At 45.6% G+C, this 17,695-nt stretch carries 16 protein-coding genes and 1 riboswitch; of the genes, 10 read left to right on the top strand and 6 right to left on the bottom strand.

All coding sequences use genetic code 11. The annotated features are described in order from the left end of the window. Nucleotides 1-19 precede the first annotated feature (19 nt). Genes AR442_RS17520 through AR442_RS17500 form a run of 5 tightly spaced genes read left to right on the top strand, consistent with a single transcriptional unit; the run spans nt 20 to nt 5,275 of the window. Complete coding sequence (locus AR442_RS17520; RefSeq protein ID WP_029973002.1) at nt 20-1,036, top strand: XdhC family protein; 1,017 nt, start codon at nt 20-22, stop codon at nt 1,034-1,036. Beyond that, nucleotides 1,033-1,653 carry an NTP transferase domain-containing protein gene (locus tag AR442_RS17515; RefSeq protein ID WP_053285287.1) on the top strand — a complete coding sequence of 207 codons (621 nt, stop codon included), beginning with the start codon at nt 1,033-1,035 and terminating at the stop codon, nt 1,651-1,653. The genes AR442_RS17520 and AR442_RS17515 overlap by 4 nt, the downstream gene beginning before the upstream one ends. 5 nt (nt 1,654-1,658) lie before the next feature. Next, the gene (locus AR442_RS17510; RefSeq protein WP_053285288.1) at nt 1,659-3,989 is read left to right on the top strand and encodes a xanthine dehydrogenase family protein molybdopterin-binding subunit; all 2,331 of its coding nucleotides are present in this window, start codon (nt 1,659-1,661) and stop codon (nt 3,987-3,989) included. Beyond that, nucleotides 3,976-4,818, top strand: a complete 843-nt coding sequence (locus AR442_RS17505; RefSeq protein WP_053285289.1) for an FAD binding domain-containing protein — start codon at nt 3,976-3,978, stop codon at nt 4,816-4,818. The genes AR442_RS17510 and AR442_RS17505 overlap by 14 nt, the downstream gene beginning before the upstream one ends. Next, a complete protein-coding gene (locus tag AR442_RS17500) occupies nt 4,811-5,275 on the top strand; it encodes a (2Fe-2S)-binding protein (RefSeq protein ID WP_015240928.1) in 465 nt (154 codons plus the stop codon). The genes AR442_RS17505 and AR442_RS17500 overlap by 8 nt, the downstream gene beginning before the upstream one ends. Before the next feature lie 53 nt (nt 5,276-5,328). Here AR442_RS17500 and fbp read toward each other — a convergent pair whose 3' ends face one another. Beyond that, nucleotides 5,329-7,254, bottom strand: coding sequence for a fructose-1,6-bisphosphatase (gene fbp / locus AR442_RS17495; protein WP_014419314.1), 1,926 nt, complete (start codon nt 7,252-7,254; stop codon nt 5,329-5,331). A gap of 298 nt (nt 7,255-7,552) precedes the next feature. Beyond that, nucleotides 7,553-7,633, top strand: a riboswitch (glycine riboswitch). A gap of 145 nt (nt 7,634-7,778) precedes the next feature. Between fbp and AR442_RS17490 the strand changes: the two genes are divergently transcribed. Together AR442_RS17490 and AR442_RS17485 are read left to right on the top strand one after the other, a co-directional pair. After that, nucleotides 7,779-9,125: an amino acid permease gene (locus AR442_RS17490; protein WP_053285290.1), complete on the top strand. Its 1,347-nt coding sequence runs from the start codon at nt 7,779-7,781 to the stop codon at nt 9,123-9,125. A gap of 140 nt (nt 9,126-9,265) precedes the next feature. Beyond that, a complete protein-coding gene (locus AR442_RS17485) occupies nt 9,266-10,498 on the top strand; it encodes a Fic family protein (protein ID WP_053285291.1) in 1,233 nt (410 codons plus the stop codon). 42 nt (nt 10,499-10,540) lie between these two features. On the opposite strand, the gene ahpF is transcribed toward AR442_RS17485, so the two are convergent. Together ahpF and ahpC are read right to left on the bottom strand one after the other, a co-directional pair. Next, nucleotides 10,541-12,070 (bottom strand): alkyl hydroperoxide reductase subunit F, encoded by a 1,530-nt coding sequence (ahpF, locus tag AR442_RS17480; RefSeq protein ID WP_007614902.1) that lies wholly within the window; start codon nt 12,068-12,070, stop codon nt 10,541-10,543. A 13-nt stretch (nt 12,071-12,083) separates the two neighbouring features. Beyond that, complete coding sequence (ahpC, locus tag AR442_RS17475) at nt 12,084-12,647, bottom strand: alkyl hydroperoxide reductase subunit C (protein WP_004393188.1); 564 nt, start codon at nt 12,645-12,647, stop codon at nt 12,084-12,086. Between the two features lie 298 nt (nt 12,648-12,945). Between ahpC and AR442_RS17470 the strand changes: the two genes are divergently transcribed. After that, on the top strand, nt 12,946-13,632 hold the full coding sequence (locus tag AR442_RS17470; protein WP_014419311.1) for a VOC family protein: 687 nt from the start codon (nt 12,946-12,948) through the stop codon (nt 13,630-13,632). Nucleotides 13,633-13,668: 36 nt separating this feature from the next. On the opposite strand, the gene AR442_RS17465 is transcribed toward AR442_RS17470, so the two are convergent. The 3 genes from AR442_RS17465 to AR442_RS17455 form a co-directional block, all read right to left on the bottom strand. Beyond that, nucleotides 13,669-14,124: an RDD family protein gene (locus AR442_RS17465; protein WP_014419310.1), complete on the bottom strand. Its 456-nt coding sequence runs from the start codon at nt 14,122-14,124 to the stop codon at nt 13,669-13,671. 69 nt (nt 14,125-14,193) lie between these two features. Next, complete coding sequence (locus AR442_RS17460; RefSeq protein ID WP_029972996.1) at nt 14,194-15,360, bottom strand: MFS transporter; 1,167 nt, start codon at nt 15,358-15,360, stop codon at nt 14,194-14,196. A gap of 77 nt (nt 15,361-15,437) precedes the next feature. Next, complete coding sequence (locus AR442_RS17455; protein ID WP_007407855.1) at nt 15,438-15,749, bottom strand: ArsR/SmtB family transcription factor; 312 nt, start codon at nt 15,747-15,749, stop codon at nt 15,438-15,440. Between the two features lie 142 nt (nt 15,750-15,891). Here AR442_RS17455 and AR442_RS17450 point away from each other — a divergent pair, with 142 nt between their 5' ends. Together AR442_RS17450 and AR442_RS17445 are read left to right on the top strand one after the other, a co-directional pair. Beyond that, on the top strand, nt 15,892-16,311 hold the full coding sequence (locus tag AR442_RS17450; RefSeq protein WP_053285293.1) for a DUF5391 family protein: 420 nt from the start codon (nt 15,892-15,894) through the stop codon (nt 16,309-16,311). Nucleotides 16,312-16,441: 130 nt separating this feature from the next. After that, nucleotides 16,442-17,662 carry an outer membrane protein assembly factor BamB family protein gene (locus AR442_RS17445; RefSeq protein WP_089072494.1) on the top strand — a complete coding sequence of 407 codons (1,221 nt, stop codon included), beginning with the start codon at nt 16,442-16,444 and terminating at the stop codon, nt 17,660-17,662. The last annotated feature ends 33 nt before the right edge of the window (nt 17,663-17,695 follow it).

Here is a 17,695-nt window from a genome sequence, read left to right as displayed (position 1 = left end):
TAAAAGCGGGGGACATGGGATGGATGATATACACCGGATTTTGGATGTCATCGCCAATACTAAGAAAGCTAAGGTACTGGCTACCATCATTAAAACAGAGGGGTCCGCTTATAAGAAAGAAGGGGCTTCCATGCTGATTTTAGGGGATAAAACAAGAGTCGGAATGTTATCCGCCGGTTGTCTGGAAGAAGATCTCGTTGAACGGTCAGAACAGGTCTGGGCTGCAGGAGAGCCGTTGATTGTCCGCTTTGATATGAGCGCGGAGGACGATTTGTCCTGGGGACAGGGCATTGGCTGTAATGGTGTTTTGACGGTTTTACTTGAGCCTGTAAAAGGGGAATTGGAACGAAATCTGATGACAGTCAAGACATGCTTAGATGAAAAAAAGTCTGTGACCCGAATGAAACGATTCACTAAAACGTTAGAGCCGAAGGAAGATCTGTATATAGCTGAAGACGGCAGCGTGTTTGGAACCGGGGATGTTATGGAACAAGGCCGTATTCAAAAACTGAGACAGATAGAAAAGGGAATCAAAAGGGATGAACATACATCTGATTTATTTTTTATCCATCAGATGGTGCCAAAGCCTTGTCTATATGTCTTCGGAGCAGGGGAAGATGCGAAGCCGTTAGTTTCTTTGGCAGCCGGTACGGGTTTTCATGTGACGGTGATTGACTGGCGCCCCGCTTTATGTCATCACGGGCATTTTCCTGAAGCCGGCCATTTGATAACGGGAGCACCGGAAGAAGTCATGGAAGGGCTGAGCATGACAAAAAGGGATTTTGTTGTCATTATGACGCACAGCTTTCAAAAAGATCAGATCATTTTACATACATTAAAAAACAAGAATGTGTTTTATAAAGGCGTTTTAGGCCCCAGAAGGCGCACGGAGCGGCTTTTAGGCGGGGCTGAGATTCCGGAAGATATACATTCCCCTATCGGGCTTCCCATCGGGGCACAAGGGCCTGAAGAGATTGCTGTAAGTATTGTCGGCGAGATGATTAAAAAAATGCGAAAGCAAAGGTCTGCTTTATGAAAACAGCAGCCATTTACCTGGCAGCCGGTACAAGCAGACGCATGGGGACGGATAAGCGAAGTTTATTTCTCAATGGCGTCTCCCTCGGAAGTATGGCTCTTAAAAATGCCTTGTTATCTGAAGTAGATCATATTTTTGTTATTACGAGAAAGGGAGATTCACTGCATTGGCTTTCGGATTTTTTCTTTTTAGACCCCATATCAAGCAAGTGGAGCCAGGCAGAATGTGAGCAAGCGGGTAAGGGCCAAAGCCATTCTATAAAATGCGGTGTAAAAAAAGCGGCAGAGTATGAGGCTGACGCCGTTATCATTCTCCTTGCAGATCAGCCGTTTGTCACCGCAGATATTATCAATACGTTAATTGATTCCTATCAAAAGGAGCGCCGTTATTCATTTATCGCCGCTGAAAATCAACATCTTCCTATGCCCCCCATTTTATTCTCCAATCAATGTTTTCCGGTATTGCATCAGTTAAAGGGAGATCAGGGCGCCCGGCATGTGATCCGTGAAAGTATGATCAAGACGGGAAAAATGATCAGCTTTCAAGACCCTTTGCTTTTTTATGACGTCGATACAGCTGAAGATTATACGCTGCTGCTGAATAAATTCGGGGAGTGAATGAGTTGGAGTATATCGGGAAGAGTGTCATTCGGAAAGAGGCCTTTGAAAAAGTGACGGGTAAAGCGAAATATACGGATGATTTTCAAGAAACAGGCACATTACACGCAAAAATGCTGACCAGTCCATATGCGCATGCCGATATTGTGTCTATGGACTTTTCAGAAGCTTGGAAGATTCCCGGCGTGAGAGCGATATTGGGGGATGAACCTTTTCCGCTTGCAGGTGAGGAAATTAAAGACAGATCGCCGATTGCTTATAAAAGGGTCAGATACCATGGTGAGCCGGTTGCTGTTGTTGTTGCGGAAAATCCAATTACAGCTAAAAAGGCAGCGGATGCCATCAAAGTATCTTATAAACCTCTTCCCGTCGTCAATTCCCCCCGTGAGGCCTTTCAAAAGGATGCGCCACTCGTCCATGAAAATGCGGACCGCTATGAGAAGACAAAAGGTGTATTCCCGGTTCCGAAGACAAATATCGCAAACCTGGATAAGGTTAGAAAAGGAAATATTGAAGACGGGTTTAGGGAAAGTGATGTGACAGCAGAATTCCAGATTTCCTTTAACCCTTCTGATCACGCTGCGATGGAGACAAGATGCTCGATTGCTGAAATTCGCGCGGATGAGGAGATTATCATTACCACATCTTCTCAAGCTCCTTTTGCCATTAAAAAATTAATGCAGTGGTATTTTGGAATCGAACCCGGAAAGGTTATCGTCAAAACGCCTTTAGTAGGAGGAGCGTACGGGGGAAAAGCGGCCGTTCAGTTAGAGGTGATTGCCTATTTGGCATCAAAAGCGGTTGGAGGCCGGCCCGTCAAATTATTTAATACGAGAGAAGAGGATATGATCACATCTCCCGTTCATATAGGATTGGATGCCATTGTCAAATTAGGGGCTGCAAAGGATGGAATCTTAAAGGCGGCAGACATTCAGTTTTTATTTGATGGCGGAGCGTATTCTGATAAAGGAGTGGACATCAGCCGGGCTGCGGTGGTTGATTGTACGGGTCCGTACGCTATCGATCATATACGGTGTGATTCATATTGTATGTATACGAATCATCCATATCCAAGTGCATTCAGGGGCTACAGCCATGCTGAAGTGTTATTTGCCTTTGAGCGGACGATGGATGTATTGGCGGAAAAGCTGAACATGGACCCGTTAGAACTCCGCTATAAAAATGCCATTCGTCCCGGTGACACTACACCTACTCAAGTTCTTCTCAATTCAAGCACGGTCGGAAATGTGCCGAAATGCATTGAAAGATTGAAGGAATTAATGAATTGGGACGAGGGACAGCGAATTGAAATCGACGGCCGGAAGATACGGGCGAAGGGAATCAGCTGCATTTGGAAAACTTCAACATTTGATACAAATGCAACGTCCGGGGTTCTTTTAACCTTTAATCCCGATGGAAGCATTAATTTGATGTCAGGGGTAGTAGAAATTGGAACAGGGACAAAAACAGTGCTAGCCCAAATCCTGGCGGAACGAATGAAAATGGATATAAGCAAAATTCATGTAAAAATGCTTATAGATACACAAACAACACCCGAGCATTGGAAAACCGTGGGGAGCAGAGGGACGTTAATGGCCGGAAATGCCGTACTGAATGCAGCGGAGGAAGCCATTCGAAAGCTTAAGGACGTGGCATCATGTGTGTTGCGGGTTCCTGTCGAGGAATTGGAAGTGGCCGACGGAAAGGTTTATTTTATAGATCATCCTTCTGTACATGTTGAAATAAAAGACATTGCTTACGGATATACGTTTCCAAATGGAAATACCATTGGCGGCCAAATCATTGCGAGCGGCAATTACACATTAACCCGGATGACGAATTTAGACCGGGAAACGGGAAGAGGAAAGCCGGGACCCGAGTGGGCTGTCGGTGCTCAGGGAATTGAAGTTGAGTTGGATAAACGGGATTATACGTACAGAATTACTAAAGCCTATTCTGTTGTGGATATGGGAACTGTACTGAATGAAAAAGCGGCAAGGGGCCAAGTGATGGGGGCGATGAGTATGGGAATTGCATTTGGAGGAAGAGAGACCTTTGTCTTTGATTCATATGGAAGAGTATTAAATCCTCAGCTTAGAACATACCGCCCCCTTCACTATGGAGAGCAGCCTGAATATATCATTGAATTTGTTGAAACCCCGCATGTGATTGCGCCTTATGGGGCGCGCGGCGGCGGGGAACACGGACTGTTGGGGATGCCGGCAGCATTGGGAAATTGCCTGTCCGCCGCTTTAGGTGTCCAATTGAATCAACTTCCTCTCATTCCCGAACAATTATGGAGGACGCAAGAGGGGTGGAAAGATGATACCGTTTGATTTTGACTATTTTAAACCGAAGACCATTCAAGAAACAACCCGCCTGTTTCACTCGCTTGCGGCCGAAAAGAAAACACCAATGTATTATTCCGGCGGCACGGAAATTATCACGTTAGGAAGGGTGAATATCATCTATACGGATGCGGTGATAGATATGAACGCGCTTCCGGGATTTCAAACCATCCGCTTTTATGAACATGATCTGGTGATCGGAGCGGGCGTGTCATTAACGAAACTGGAGGAAGAAAATCCATTTCCGCTATTAAGTAAAACAGTCAGTGAAATAGCCGATCGGACGACTCGAAATAAGATCAGCCTGGGCGGAAACATTTGCGGGGGCATCTATTACCGTGAGGCCGTGCTGCCGTTGTTAATTTCCGATAGTTTGATAGGGATTGCAGGGAGAGCGGGGATTCATTACCGTCCCATAAATAAAGTATTTAACAAGGAAATACAATTGCAAAAAGGAGATTTTTTATTTCATGTCGTTGTCGATCGAGCGTACGTTGACCTGCCATTTGTCAGTATCAAAAGAAGACAGCAGTGGAATGTCGGGTATCCATTGGTGACAGTCTGTGCGCTGAAAAAAGATGATGAGATCAGAATGGCCTTCAGCGGCGTATGTCCATTTCCGTTTCGTTCTGCTGAAATGGAGGCTGTGCTTAACGATAAAAGCCGATCAGCCGAAGAAAGAGTACGCAGGTCTTTACAATATGTACCCAAACCTGTTCTTGATGATGCAGAAGGCTCAAGTGAATACCGAATATTTGTCTTGCAACATACAATTTTAGATGCCTTACGGGAATTAGAAGGAGGTCCAAATGTCTGATCCTATTACGTTGAAAGTAAATGGCGAGGAAAGACAGATTACGGTCAGACCGGCTGATACTTTGTTATTTGCTCTTCGTCTTCGTCTCGGATTAACTGGTGCAAAGCCGGGCTGCTTAAATGGGGATTGCGGCGCCTGTACGGTATTAACGGACGGGGTGCCGATGAAATCTTGCTTAATGCTTGCGGCAGAAGGGGAAGGAAAGGATATTACGACAATTGAAGGACTGATCAATACGCCGATTCAAAAGGCCTTTATTGAAAAATTCGCGTTTCAATGCGGTTATTGCACACCGGGTTTTCTCATGAATTGTCATGCTTTAGTGAATACTGAGCCGAATGCAAGTGATGACACGATTAAAAATTGGCTGGAGTCCAATATTTGCAGATGTACCGGTTATAGGGAGATTGAAGAAGCGGTTAAATCCGTTTTACATACAGGGAAAGGGACTCATTAGTCCGTAACCGTAAAAAAAAGAGCCCAGAGAATCATCTCTGAACTCCATATTCTTCACTTCATATACCGATACTCCCGCAGCTTCTCCAAAATCGCCACTTCTTTCATCAATTCTTCACCGACGTTTGTTTCTTTTACTTTCTTCCGCTCCAGCTCTTTGTCGACTAATCGTTTCACTGTTAAGACGTCGGTTCCGGTGCTCAGCACTTCGGCCTTGGAGTTAAAGTGTTTATGGGCGACGAGCTGCATGCCGTAAGAGTTGTATAAGAGTGTGTAGCCGGCGATGCCTGTTGTGGATTGGTAGGCTTTGGAGAAGCCGCCGTCGATGACGATCATTTTTCCGTTTGCCTTGATCGGATCTTCGCCTTCGATTTCTTTTACCGGTGTATGGCCGTTGATGATATGGCCGTGATCCGGGTTGAGGCCGAATTCCTTCAGGATGTTTCGGCAGGCTGCTTCGTCTTCACGCAAATAGTAATACGGATTTTTCTTTTCTTTATGCGTTTCCTTCTCTTTAATGAAGTATCGCTCAAAGGTTGTCATGGCGCGTTTTCCGAAGAGGGAAGAGTATTCGCCTGTCCATAAGTACCACGTCATATCTGTCGCCAGATCATCGGTTTCTTCCGGATGGGCGAAGGCTTCTCGTAAGAACCGTTCAAATACATCGAGCAGCTCACGGCCCGCATAAGCTTTATCCTCTATCATCATCGTTTCCATGCTGCCGTTTTCATCGACGGGAATACAGCCGTGAATCAGCAGGTTGCCGTTATATTTTAAATAAAGGCTGCCTTTTTTCATCATAAAATTCATATGGCGGCCCAGCTTTTCGGAGTTCTGAACAGAGAACAGCAGCTTGTCCATGACTTCCGCTTCTTCTTCTAACAGCTCGTCAGGCTGTTTAGGATTCACCGTCGCAAAGCAGGTGTTTTCCAGTTGATATGTTTTTCCGTTCAGCGTGATTTCATTGCGGTCATAATCGATCTTTTCCAGTAACAGCCGTTCCTCCATATTAAAGTTCGGCCGTCTCTTAATAATCGGGCTCTCAAGCTTGAATTGGATCATCGCGATCGCCTGATGAATTTTTGTGATTTGTTTAATCTCATCTTCCGGTCTGTTTTCGTCCGCTTTCGGGCGGAAAGACGGGTTATCATCGTAATATTTTTCGGCAAGGTTCAATAGCGGTCTCAGATTGATGCCGTAAACGTCTTCAATAATATCCAGATTGTCATAGCGGGCACAGATGCGGATAATGTTTGCCAGGCATACTTTTGAGCCGGAATAAGCGCCTATCCAGAGAACATCGTGATTCCCCCATTGAATATCCACTGAATGATAGTTGATCAGCTCTTCCATGATTTTATCCGGCTGCGGTCCGCGGTCGTAAATATCGCCGACAACATGCAGATGGTCGACCACCAATCGCTGCGTGCTGTAGGCAAGGCCGGTGATCAGCTTATCGGCCTGGCCGAGCGCAATGATCTGTTCTATGATTTCGGAATAGTATTGTTCCTTGTTGGCGGCTTGTTCTGTTTTGTACAGAAGCTCTTCGGAAATATAAGCAAATTGGGCGGGCAGCGCTTTGCGCAATTTGGAGCGGGTGTACTTGGAAGAACAATAAGAAACGAGCTTAATCATCCGATGAATCGTTTCTTTATACCACTCGTTTAATGCCTCTTTCGTATCAAAGTCATGTTTGATCAGTTTCAGTTTGTCCTCAGGATAATAGACCAAAGCCGCCAGCTCATCAATTTCTCTATCGTAAATGACACCGCTGAAAATATCGCGGATCTTCTCTTTTACCCTTCCTGAACCGTTCCGCAGCACGTGCTGGAATGCCTGATACTCCCCGTGCAGATCACTGACGAAATGCTCGGTTCCTTTCGGCAGGTTCAGTATCGCTTTCAGATTAATGATTTCCGTGACCACTTTTTCTTCACAATCGTATTTTTGTGCGAGCAGATCTAAATATTTCGTTTCCAATCTCGTCCATCCCCTTTTTATTTACGAGCAATTGTATGATAAGGTGAATTTAAAGTATGACATAATGTTTACATTATTAGACCTTATATGATAGTACCGCATAACACCTTTTTGAGACAATGAAAACGGAAAATACGGCGCTTCAGGCATCGAAAATTGGACCGGGATAACGCCGTGAGCTCATCCCCCTATTGACAATGAATTCAACTTCCATTAAAATAAAAAGTTAGCTGATAGGTATTCCTATCAGAAACTCAATACGTAGCAGGCTATGATTGCTGTGGGTCGCACTACAGCAGGAGCGGCTTCTGGAGAGACCGCGGGTTTTCCGCGGCGCCGAAGGGTTCACAATCTCAGGCAAAAGGACAGAAGAGTACCGAATATGTATTTGTCATGCTGTTGATTGTCAGCGGCGCAAATATAATTTGATATTCTTATGACCATGAGATTGGAGGGCATCCAATCTCTTTTTTTATTGGCTTTTTTTGCTCGTCGTTCACTAGAGAGGTAAGGAGGAGTCAGATGTGGAGCAGCGAGAGCTAAAGAGGGACTTATCGAATCGGCACGTGCAGCTGATCGCCATTGGCGGCACGATCGGCACCGGATTGTTTTTAGGGTCCGGTAAGGCGATTCAGCTGGCGGGTCCTTCTATCATCTTTGCGTATTTTATTGTAGGAATTGCGCTTTTTTTCGTCATGCGGGCGCTGGGAGAACTGCTGTTATCTAAAGCGGGCTACCAATCATTAACGGATATTGCCGAGGCGTATTTAGGGCCGCGTGCAGCGTTTGTCACCGGCTGGACCTACTGGTTTTGCTGGATTATGACGGCTATGGCGGATGTGATCGCCGTCGGTGTGTATGTGAAATATTGGTTTGATATTCCGCAGTGGATTCCGGCACTTATCTGTTTGCTCATTTTATTAGGGCTTAATCTGTTAACGGTTAAGATTTTTGGAGAATTGGAGTTTTGGTTCGCCTTAATTAAGGTAGTCACGATTCTCGCGTTAATTGTCATCGGTGTGGTTCTGCTGGTGATTGGGTTCAAAACGCATACCGGAACGGTTTCAGCGGCGAATCTGTGGGAGCACGGCGGCTTGTTTCCGAACGGATTTTCAGGCTTTTTGCTTTCGTTCCAGATGGTGATCTTCGCCTATGTCGGTGTGGAATTAGTGGGTGTGTCGGCGGCGGAAACGTCAAATCCGAAAAAAAATATTCCGTCCGCTATCAATAAAATTCCATTGCGGATTTTATTTTTCTACGTCGGGGCATTGCTCATTCTTTTATGTATTAACCCGTGGATGCAGCTGAATGCGGCGGAAAGTCCTTTTGTGAAGACCTTCAGTCTGGTCGGCATCCCGTTAGCCGCGGGAATCATTAATTTTGTCGTATTAACGTCTGCTGCTTCTGCTTGTAACAGCGGGATGTTTTCAACAAGCCGGATTTTGTATAACTTAAGCAAAACGAAACAAGCGCCTGCAAGTTTTGCGAAGCTGAATAAAAATCATGTGCCGAGCCGCGCATTATGGATATCGGTTATTGTGCTGTCAGCGGGCGCTCTTTTAAGCAAATTGATACCGGAAGCGGCCTTTGGCATCGTGACAACCATCAGCGCGATTTGTTTCATTTGGGTGTGGGGCGTGATTCTTGTCTGTCATATCAGATACAGGAAAACCCGTCCGGACTTACACGCAAGCTCGTCTTTCAAGGCGCCGTTTGCGCCGTTTATCAATTACGCCGTGCTGGCGCTGTTTGCCGTCATTCTGGTGATTATGCTGTTTGCGGATGCAACGCGCCCGGCTTTGCTGCTGACGCCGCTGTGGTTTATTGGATTATTTCTTATCTATCGGGCGAGAAGGAGAAAGACAGATTGAATTGCTTCAGACGGTGTACTGCCATGCAGTATGCCGTTTTTTGTTTTGATTGGAAAGCGGGAATATTTGTTAGAAATCAGGCTATAATGATTGTATAATTTTAAAAAAGTGTATAATTTTAAATTAAGCGAGGTGATAATATGAAGTATGAGAAGTTATCTAAGCTTTTTTATAAAATGGGTGCTGATTCATATGAGAAAGAATGTAAAAAGAGAACAAGCAGCTATGGCAGTTATTCAACATCATTAAACATACGGGGGTTCCGAAAAGGCCGACCCACGGGCGATTCATTTGAGTTATTCTATGTGAATACACATAAACTCATGAAGCTGAATAATGAAGTGTTGTTAAACAGTTCCAAAATTTCATCCCTTATCAGTCAGCTCCCCGAATTTGCCGTCAAACCTTATTTTGATAAATTAATTATTAATGAAGCACAGAGTAATAATGAAATTGAAGGAATCCGCAGTACAAAAAAAGAATTGAAAGAGGCTCTTAAAGCGTTAGAACAATCCGAGCCCTCACATAAGCGGTTTGTCGGATTGATGAAAACATATCAATTTATAGACCGAATTCCGTCGTTTACAAGCATTCATGACTTTAGGGAATTATATGACGAGCTGGTCGCAGATGAAATCGGAGCAGAAGATGCGCCGGATGGTGAGCTATTCAGAAAAGGCTATGTTGAAGTGAACGATGGGAACATGACCACCCATATCGGCGTTAATTCTGAACAGAAGATAACAGAAGCGCTTGAGGCTTTAATTGCTTATCTTCATGATGAAACACATCCCCAGCTGTATCGTTACATGACAGCTCATTACTACTATGAATACATTCATCCTTTTTATGACGGCAATGGAAGAACAGGACGCCTTATCGTTGGGAGTTATTTGTCCCGATACTTAGAAAAATATTCAGCCATCACTTTTTCTTACGCAGTTAATAAGAACAAAGATAAGTATTATAAGGCATTAGAGGAAATTCCCGCACCTTTAAACCGGGGAGAGCTGACTTTTTATTTAATGGATATGCTGGAATTGCTTCTGTCAGGACAAAAAGGGATTATTGAGGATCTTGAATTTAATTTAATGAAACTGAAACGAATTAGGAACTATATTGATAGCGATCAATGGGCTGATTATAAAGATGAACGTGATATTTTTAATATCATTATCACGATTAATGTATTTGTAAATGATCAGGTTACGCTGTCGGTGCAAGATTTAATGGAGCTCTCAAATAAATCGAGACATAAAATTAACAGAGTAATGGATTATTTAGAACAGCAAGGATTTGTTGAGCTGGTAAGCAGAAGGCCAAAATCTTATAAAATCAGGGAGGATTGTTTAGAGGAGATACTGCCTTCTTAATTCATATTTAAAAAAGCCGCCATATGAATGGCGGCTTTCACATTAATTCCGGATCAAATAATCAAATGCGCCTAAAGCGGCAGTTGCACCTGATCCCATGGAGATAATGATTTGGTTGTACGGGCCGTCTGTGCAGTCCCCTGCGGCAAATAGGCCGGGAACGCTTGTCGCGCCGCTCTTATCGACGATGATTTCGCCGATGCGGTTGCGTTCGACAGTTTCGTCTAACCATTCTGTATTAGGCACGAGACCGATTTGGACGAATACACCTTGAAGTTCAACGTGTTTTTCTTCGCCTGTTTCACGGTCAACGAACGTAATGCCGTTTACGTTTTGATCGCCAGTGATTTCTTTCGTTTGTGCATTTTTGTGCACAGTGACGTTTGGCAGGCTGTAAAGACGTTTTTGCAGGACTTCGTCTGCTTTCAGTTCAGGCGCGAATTCCAGCACAGTCACGTGATTGACGATACCTGCAAGGTCAATCGCCGCTTCGATTCCGGAGTTTCCGCCGCCGATAACCGCTACGTCTTTGCCTTCAAACAATGGTCCGTCACAGTGCGGGCAGTATGCAACACCTTTGTTTTTGAACTCTTGCTCACCAGGTACGTTGACATTGCGCCAGCGGGCACCTGTTGAAAGGATCACTGTTTTACTTTTCAGTACAGCGCCGTTTTCAAGTTCAAGTTCGAAGAGGTCTTTTTTCTCAAGGCGTTTCGCACGCTGAAGGTTCATGACGTCAATATCATAATCTTTCACGTGCTCTTCAAGGCTTGCGGCGAGCTTCGGTCCTTCAGTCGCTTTGACGCTGATGAAGTTCTCGATGCTCATGGTGTCGAGTACCTGGCCGCCGAAGCGTTCAGCGACGACACCGGTGCGGATGCCTTTACGCGCCGTGTAGATCGCCGCGCTTGCGCCGGCAGGTCCGCCGCCGACAACAAGAACGTCAAATGGCTCTTTGTCGGCAAACTCAGACGCATCTGCGCCGCTGCCCATTTTCGCGAGAATCTCTTCGATGGTCATACGGCCGCTTCCGAAAGATTCACCGTTTAAGAAAACAGTCGGAACAGCCATAATGTTTTTGCTTTCTACTTCTTCTTTGAATGCCGCGCCGTCAATCATTGTATGTGTGATATTCGGGTTGAGCACGCTCATCATGTTTAATGCTTGGACGACATCAGGGCAGTTGTGGCACGTCAGGCTGATATAAGACTCAAAGCGGTATTCTCCGCTGATGTTCTTAATCTGGTCAATGACCTTTTGATCAGCCTTAGGCGCTCTGCCGCTGACTTGAAGCAATGCCAGCACTAATGATGTAAATTCGTGGCCGAGAGGAACACCGGCGAATGTAACGCCTGTGTCTTCTCCGGTACGATTAACGCTGAAACTCGGTGTTCTGTTTAATTCAGTTTTTTCAACTGAAATTTTAGATGACATGGAAGCCAGCTCGTCAACGAGAGCCAGCATGTCCTTAGAAGTGTCATCGTCACCGGCGCTTACTTTGAGAACAATGTCGTTCTCAATTAGCTGCATGTATTGATTTAATTGTGCTTTGATATTTGCGTCAAGTACCAATGGAATGCACTCCTTAGATTTTACCTACCAAATCAAGGCTAGGTGTAAGTGTTTCGCCGCCTTCTTCCCATTTAGCCGGGCAGACTTCACCTGGGTTTTGACGAACGTATTGAGCTGCTTTTACTTTGTTTACAAGGTTGCTTGCGTCACGGCCGATACCGCCTGCATTGATTTCAACTGTTTGGATGACGCCATCAGGATCGATGATGAATGTTCCGCGGTCAGCAAGACCAGTTTCTTCGTCAAGAACGTCGAAGTTGCGGGAGATCGTTTGAGATGGGTCACCGATCATTGCGTAAGTGATTTTGCCGATTTTTTCAGAGCTGTCATGCCAGCCTTTGTGTACGAAGTGAGTATCTGTAGAAACAGAGTATACTTCAACACCTAATTCTTTCAGTGCAGCGTATTGTCCTTGAAGATCTTCAAGTTCAGTCGGGCAAACGAAAGAGAAATCCGCTGGGTAGAAGCAGAAAACGCTCCATTGACCTTTCAAATCTTCGTTTGTTACATCGATGAATTCACCGTTTTTGAAAGCTTTTGCTTCGAATGGCAGTACTTCTTTTCCGATTAAAGACATAATATCTTCCTCCTGAAATGTGATTTGAAATATATTAAAAAGACAAAGCATTCACTTTATCTTTCAATAATAATTCTAATTATATATAGATTATTAAATAACATTTATTTTTTGTCAAGCTATATGGGGTATTATTTTCTGCTTTTTTTGCTTCAGACGTTAAAAAACGCCTGGTATAAGCGGTTTGGCGCTGTTTGTCATGTTTAGCGCCGGGCGAAAGGGGGATTCTCAATTGGTGAATCGAAACAGTAGGAATCAACCCTTCTATATGGCAGTATAAACCAAAGGGGGTATGATCATGCAAATAAATAACATTACTTTGTACAGTTGTGCGTTGGAGGAGACGAAACACTTCTATGAACGGGTGTTAGGTTTTCCTTTAATTGATGAGTCCGGTGATTCGTTTACCATCAAGGCGGGAGAAAGTGAGTTGGAATTCAGGCGCGCCGATTCTCACTCTCAACCGACGTATCATTTTGCGTTTAACATTCCGAATAATCGTTTTGATGAGGCGAAGGCGTGGATAAAGGATAAAGTCGTTTTTCAAACGGAAGATGGGGAGGATGAGGTGTATTTCTCTCATATTCAGGCGCGTTCCTTTTATTTCAAAGATCCGTCCAACAATCTGGCGGAATTCATCGCGAGAGACACATCGCCGCCAAGCGCGGAACGTTTTTCGATTGAGTCCATTCTGAATATCGGTGAGGTGAATCTGACGGCTGCCGAGGTCGTATCAACCGGGAGGGAGCTGCAGCGTTTCGGCATTCCGGTGAGAAAGCATGCGCCTCTTAGTGAAAACGGGTTTCATTTTATGGGTGATTACAATGACGGGGCGTTTTTGCTTTTAGGGCCGAGCGGCCGCCGCTGGATTTTTTCTGATCAGCATGCGGAGTTCCATCCGCTGTCTGTTATTGTGAACGGGACGATCCGCATTGAGGCTGACGGAAAGGGCGGCATTGACATCAGGCGGGCACAGCCGTCATAAAAAAGCCCGGGCTCAAAAGGCCCGGACTTGAGGTCATTATTTATAGACAACACGGGTGCTGCACATGATGTCGTGCAGCGTTTTTTTCTCTCCGAAGGCGCCCATGATGAATCCGATATAAAGAATGAGCTTAGATATGATATATGCGAAAGCGCGTCCGAAGGCCTGGCCGATGGAAATGCGTCCGCCATCTTCATTGACGACCTTAAGGCCTAGCAATGCTTTTCCCAGTGTCCCCTGCATCTTTGAGGCCGTGAGCAGGCTGAAATATAAGATACTGATCACAAAAGAGCTCGCAAGAATCGGGATGACGCCGAACACCAGAAAAGAGATGTTAAACTGATTTTCGGTCATGAAGGGGTCAGCCGCCGCAACGCCTGCCGCAAATAAAAAAGAGACCATAAATTGAATGATAAAAATCGGAATTCCTATGATGATTTGATCAATGACGTAAGCCAGAAACCGAATCCAAAATCCTGCCGGTCTTTCCATGTATCTTTTTCTCTCCCTTGCTTTAATCTGGAATATTATACGTAATCATTCCGGATTTTGCAACGGAGCTTAAGCTTCTGCGAGCAGCCTCTTTCCCCATGCCAAGCGTCCCATGATCAGTCCGAAAGCCAGAAGGGCAAACATGATGCCGCACCACATCAGCTGATGGATTCCCAAATGGGAAATAAACCAGCCGCCCGCCGCCGTTCCGATGGTGATGCCGAGGTTGGAAAAAGAGACAAACAGGCTGTTGCCGAATTCGGGGGCCTCCTTTGCTTCCGCAGTAAGCCATGTCTGGCTGACAATGAGCCCGCCGGAATGAACGGCGCCCCATACGAAGACGAGGACGGCCATCGGCGCGAAAGACGTCCCAAACCCGTATATGAGCAAGTAGGCGGCTGTATAAAGAAGCGGAAACAGGATGACGGTCTTTTTCATATTTTTATATAACAAAGCGCCGAAGACGAAATTCCCGGCTATCATAATCACTCCGAAGCTCATCAGCATGAAGCTGACCCATGTGCCGTTCATATGGGACACCCGTCCGAGGTACTCCGCAAAATAGCTGTAGACAGAAAACATGGCCGCAAAGAGACAGGTGACGGCAGCGATATTAAGCCACAAGACCGGCTTGCGAAGGATGCCGAGCTGGCTTCTGAAAGACATGTTTTCTGTGACCGGCATGGATGGCAAAAAGAGAAGAATGCCCGTGAATGCGATGAGACTGATGATAGCGCCGAATAGGAATGCTGATTCAAGGGAGAGACGATCCGCCAGATAAGACGTGAAAGGCACGCCGAACGCAAAGCCGGCGGTGATGCCTGAAAAGACTTTCGTTACGGCTTTTCCGGATTGGCCGGCGGGGACAAGCCGGGCCGCGGCCGCAAGCGCTACAGAAAAGAACACCGGGTGGCATAAAGCCGGAATGATCCGAAACGCCAGCATGACACTGAAATGCGCCGTATACGCGTAGACCGCATTTGAAACGGCAAACATCAGCACCGCCAAAAGCAGAATGTATTTCCGGTTTATACCTGAAGCAAGCAAGGTTAAAAACGGTCCCGACACAGCGACGATGAACGCGAAAATACTGACAAGCCACCCCGCTTTTGAAGCAGAAATATGAAATCTGTCCGCCACTTGCGGAAGAACGCCGATAATGCCCATTTCAGTCGTGATAATTCCGAAAACCCCTAATGCCAAAAACAGAATGAAGATGGAGCTGCTTTTTTTCATTGTTATGTATGCCTCCTTTTATAACTACATATACAGAAAAATAGATATGTTAGAACAAAAAAAACCTCCTTTCATGGTTATAGCTGGTGCTGAACATAGTCAGCAAAGGCTTTAATTTGTTTTTCATTCCTTCTGTAATAGGTCCATTTTCCGATTCGTTCGGATTCCAGCAGGCCGGCTTTTTGCATGGTCAGCAGATAGCTGGAGATGACGGACTGCGCAAGCCCCGACTTTGCCTGAATATCACCGACGCAAATTCCGGTGCGGAAGCTGAGTCCCTGATCAAGATAAGGTCTTTCATCAAAATGGTCCTCCGGGTGTTTAAGCCACGTCATAATATCACTTCGTGTTTTGTTAGATAACGCTTTATGAATCAATATCGGTTCCATAACGTTTATTATATCTATTTTTCTGGATTTGTAAATTCGTTTTTGACAAAACATTCTCAAATTAAGTAAAAATCGTGCTAAAATATAACATATTATCAGATTACCGGTAAAAAAGCCGGGTTATTGTCAGGAGGATATTCACATGAATCAAAAGAAAAAAGGTACGGTTGCGGTGACCTTGCTTTCCGCTCTGCTGTTTTGTTTATTGCCGGTCCTCGTCTCGCTTTCTCCGCTTGCGGAAACGGGGCCGAACGCGAATCGTTTTAATTCCGCGGGCATGTGGGCCGCCGTCGGCCAGATCCTTGTTATATATGCGGTCCCGCTCATTATGTATATTCTCGGTATTCGTGTCATGAAAATTATCATGGCCGTTTTTTGCGGAATCGGGTTTATCATTTGCGCGGCTGTCTTGTTGGTGACGTTATTGACCGCAATTTCCTTAGGGCAGGAGCTGTCTCTTTATTACGGTCTTTTCATTTGGTCAGGCGCGGCTTTTATCGTCAATGTGGTGTGGTATATTGCCGCGTTTCGATCATCCCCGAAGCATCAGCAGGCTATGTGACATTTGTTCTATAAATCTGCCGAAAATACAAATATTTCATAGGTTAATTATGGTATGATCAAAGTGATATAGCAGCTTTTAATAGAAACGGGAGGAACTGACATTGAAAAAAAAGACAGCTTCATTGCGAATGAAAACATTGGCGGCCGGCGCTGCGGTTGCTGCGGCTTTATCTGTGGGAGCGGTTTCTGATCTGCCGGGGGCAAAATGGCTGCATCCGGCGGCTGCTCAAGCTGCGGAAACGGTATTTAAACAAAATCATGCGGCATCCGGTTTCTTGGCGGGACGGTATGACGCGCAGGCGATGTCTCCGACGATGTTCAACTGGTCAAGAGAAAGCCGGTTTACAAGCACTGCCGATGGCGCATTAAAATGGGAAAAGAATGTTCCGGCCAATCCTCAAAACGGTGCGGGAGCCGCGGTTGACGGGGACGGCACCGTATTTATTCAATCAAAAGACGGGAAGCTGACGGCGTATCATCCGGACGGTACTGTGAAATGGGTGACGGAAAACCTCGGGACGACCTATACGCTGACTCCGGTGCTCGGAACAAACGGTGTCATTTATCTTCCTTCTCACGATAAAAAACTATATTTCATCGACAAAGAAACCGGAAACATTTTAACATCGGTTCCGCTGAGCGGAGCGCCTAGTTCCGATGCGGCTATCGGCTCTGACGGCACGCTGTATGTGTCGACGCTGGATAACTATATCTATGCGATTAAACCGACGTCGCCTTCGACATGGACGCAAAAGTGGAAGTTTAAAACAAACGGCGTGGTCGGCTCCGCTCCCGTGTTAGCGTCAAACGGCACGCTGTATACGGCAACGTACAATAATATCTTTTACGCGATCAATTCCGGAACGGGCCAAGTGAAATGGTCAAAAACGACGTCCAACGGGTTTAAAGGCTATCCGGTTATTGATAGAGACGGCACCGTTTACGCCGGAAACCAGGACGGCAACTTATACGCCTATACATCAACAGGTGCTGTAAAGTGGACGTTCCCGTTAAACGGTTTCTCCAGCTCTTCATTAGCGATCGACCATAACGGCAATGTGTATATCGGTTCCGGAAGCGGCGAGCTGTTTTCCATCAGCAAAACCGGCAATATGAACTGGTCTTTCTATACGGACGGGCCTGTGAGAACGGCGCCGCTGATTGATGCGGACGGCAATGTGTACTTCGGTTCTGACGATAAAAACGTCTATGCGGTTGACGCTGACGGTAATGAAAAATGGCGCTATCAAACAGACAGCAATGTCATTTCCTCCCCGGTTCTGGCTGAAGACGGCACGCTCTATGTCGGCACTTATACGAAACTGCTCGCATTCGGAGCAAAAAAATAATAAAAAAGAATCCGCGTCGTCTGCGCGGATTCT

It is taken from the genome of Bacillus velezensis (genome assembly GCF_001461825.1).
Lineage (GTDB): Bacteria > Bacillota > Bacilli > Bacillales > Bacillaceae > Bacillus > Bacillus velezensis.
Note: the sequence above shows the minus strand (reverse complement) of the source record. Positions and strands in the feature narration are given on the sequence as shown.

What these genes read in the sequence shown, in the direction of transcription:
- AR442_RS17520 (WP_029973002.1), top strand. Translation starts at nt 20, where the DNA reads ATGGATGATATACACCGGATTTTGGATGTCATCGCCAATACTAAGAAA.
- AR442_RS17515 (WP_053285287.1), top strand. Translation starts at nt 1,033, where the DNA reads ATGAAAACAGCAGCCATTTACCTGGCAGCCGGTACAAGCAGACGCATG.
- AR442_RS17505 (WP_053285289.1), top strand. Translation starts at nt 3,976, where the DNA reads ATGATACCGTTTGATTTTGACTATTTTAAACCGAAGACCATTCAAGAA.
- AR442_RS17500 (WP_015240928.1), top strand. Translation starts at nt 4,811, where the DNA reads ATGTCTGATCCTATTACGTTGAAAGTAAATGGCGAGGAAAGACAGATT.
- AR442_RS17485 (WP_053285291.1), top strand. Translation starts at nt 9,266, where the DNA reads ATGAAGTATGAGAAGTTATCTAAGCTTTTTTATAAAATGGGTGCTGAT.
- ahpC (WP_004393188.1), bottom strand. Translation starts at nt 12,647, where the DNA reads ATGTCTTTAATCGGAAAAGAAGTACTGCCATTCGAAGCAAAAGCTTTC.
- AR442_RS17470 (WP_014419311.1), top strand. Translation starts at nt 12,946, where the DNA reads ATGCAAATAAATAACATTACTTTGTACAGTTGTGCGTTGGAGGAGACG.
- AR442_RS17465 (WP_014419310.1), bottom strand. Translation starts at nt 14,124, where the DNA reads ATGGAAAGACCGGCAGGATTTTGGATTCGGTTTCTGGCTTACGTCATT.
- AR442_RS17460 (WP_029972996.1), bottom strand. Translation starts at nt 15,360, where the DNA reads ATGAAAAAAAGCAGCTCCATCTTCATTCTGTTTTTGGCATTAGGGGTT.
- AR442_RS17455 (WP_007407855.1), bottom strand. Translation starts at nt 15,749, where the DNA reads ATGGAACCGATATTGATTCATAAAGCGTTATCTAACAAAACACGAAGT.
- AR442_RS17450 (WP_053285293.1), top strand. Translation starts at nt 15,892, where the DNA reads ATGAATCAAAAGAAAAAAGGTACGGTTGCGGTGACCTTGCTTTCCGCT.
- AR442_RS17445 (WP_089072494.1), top strand. Translation starts at nt 16,442, where the DNA reads ATGAAAACATTGGCGGCCGGCGCTGCGGTTGCTGCGGCTTTATCTGTG.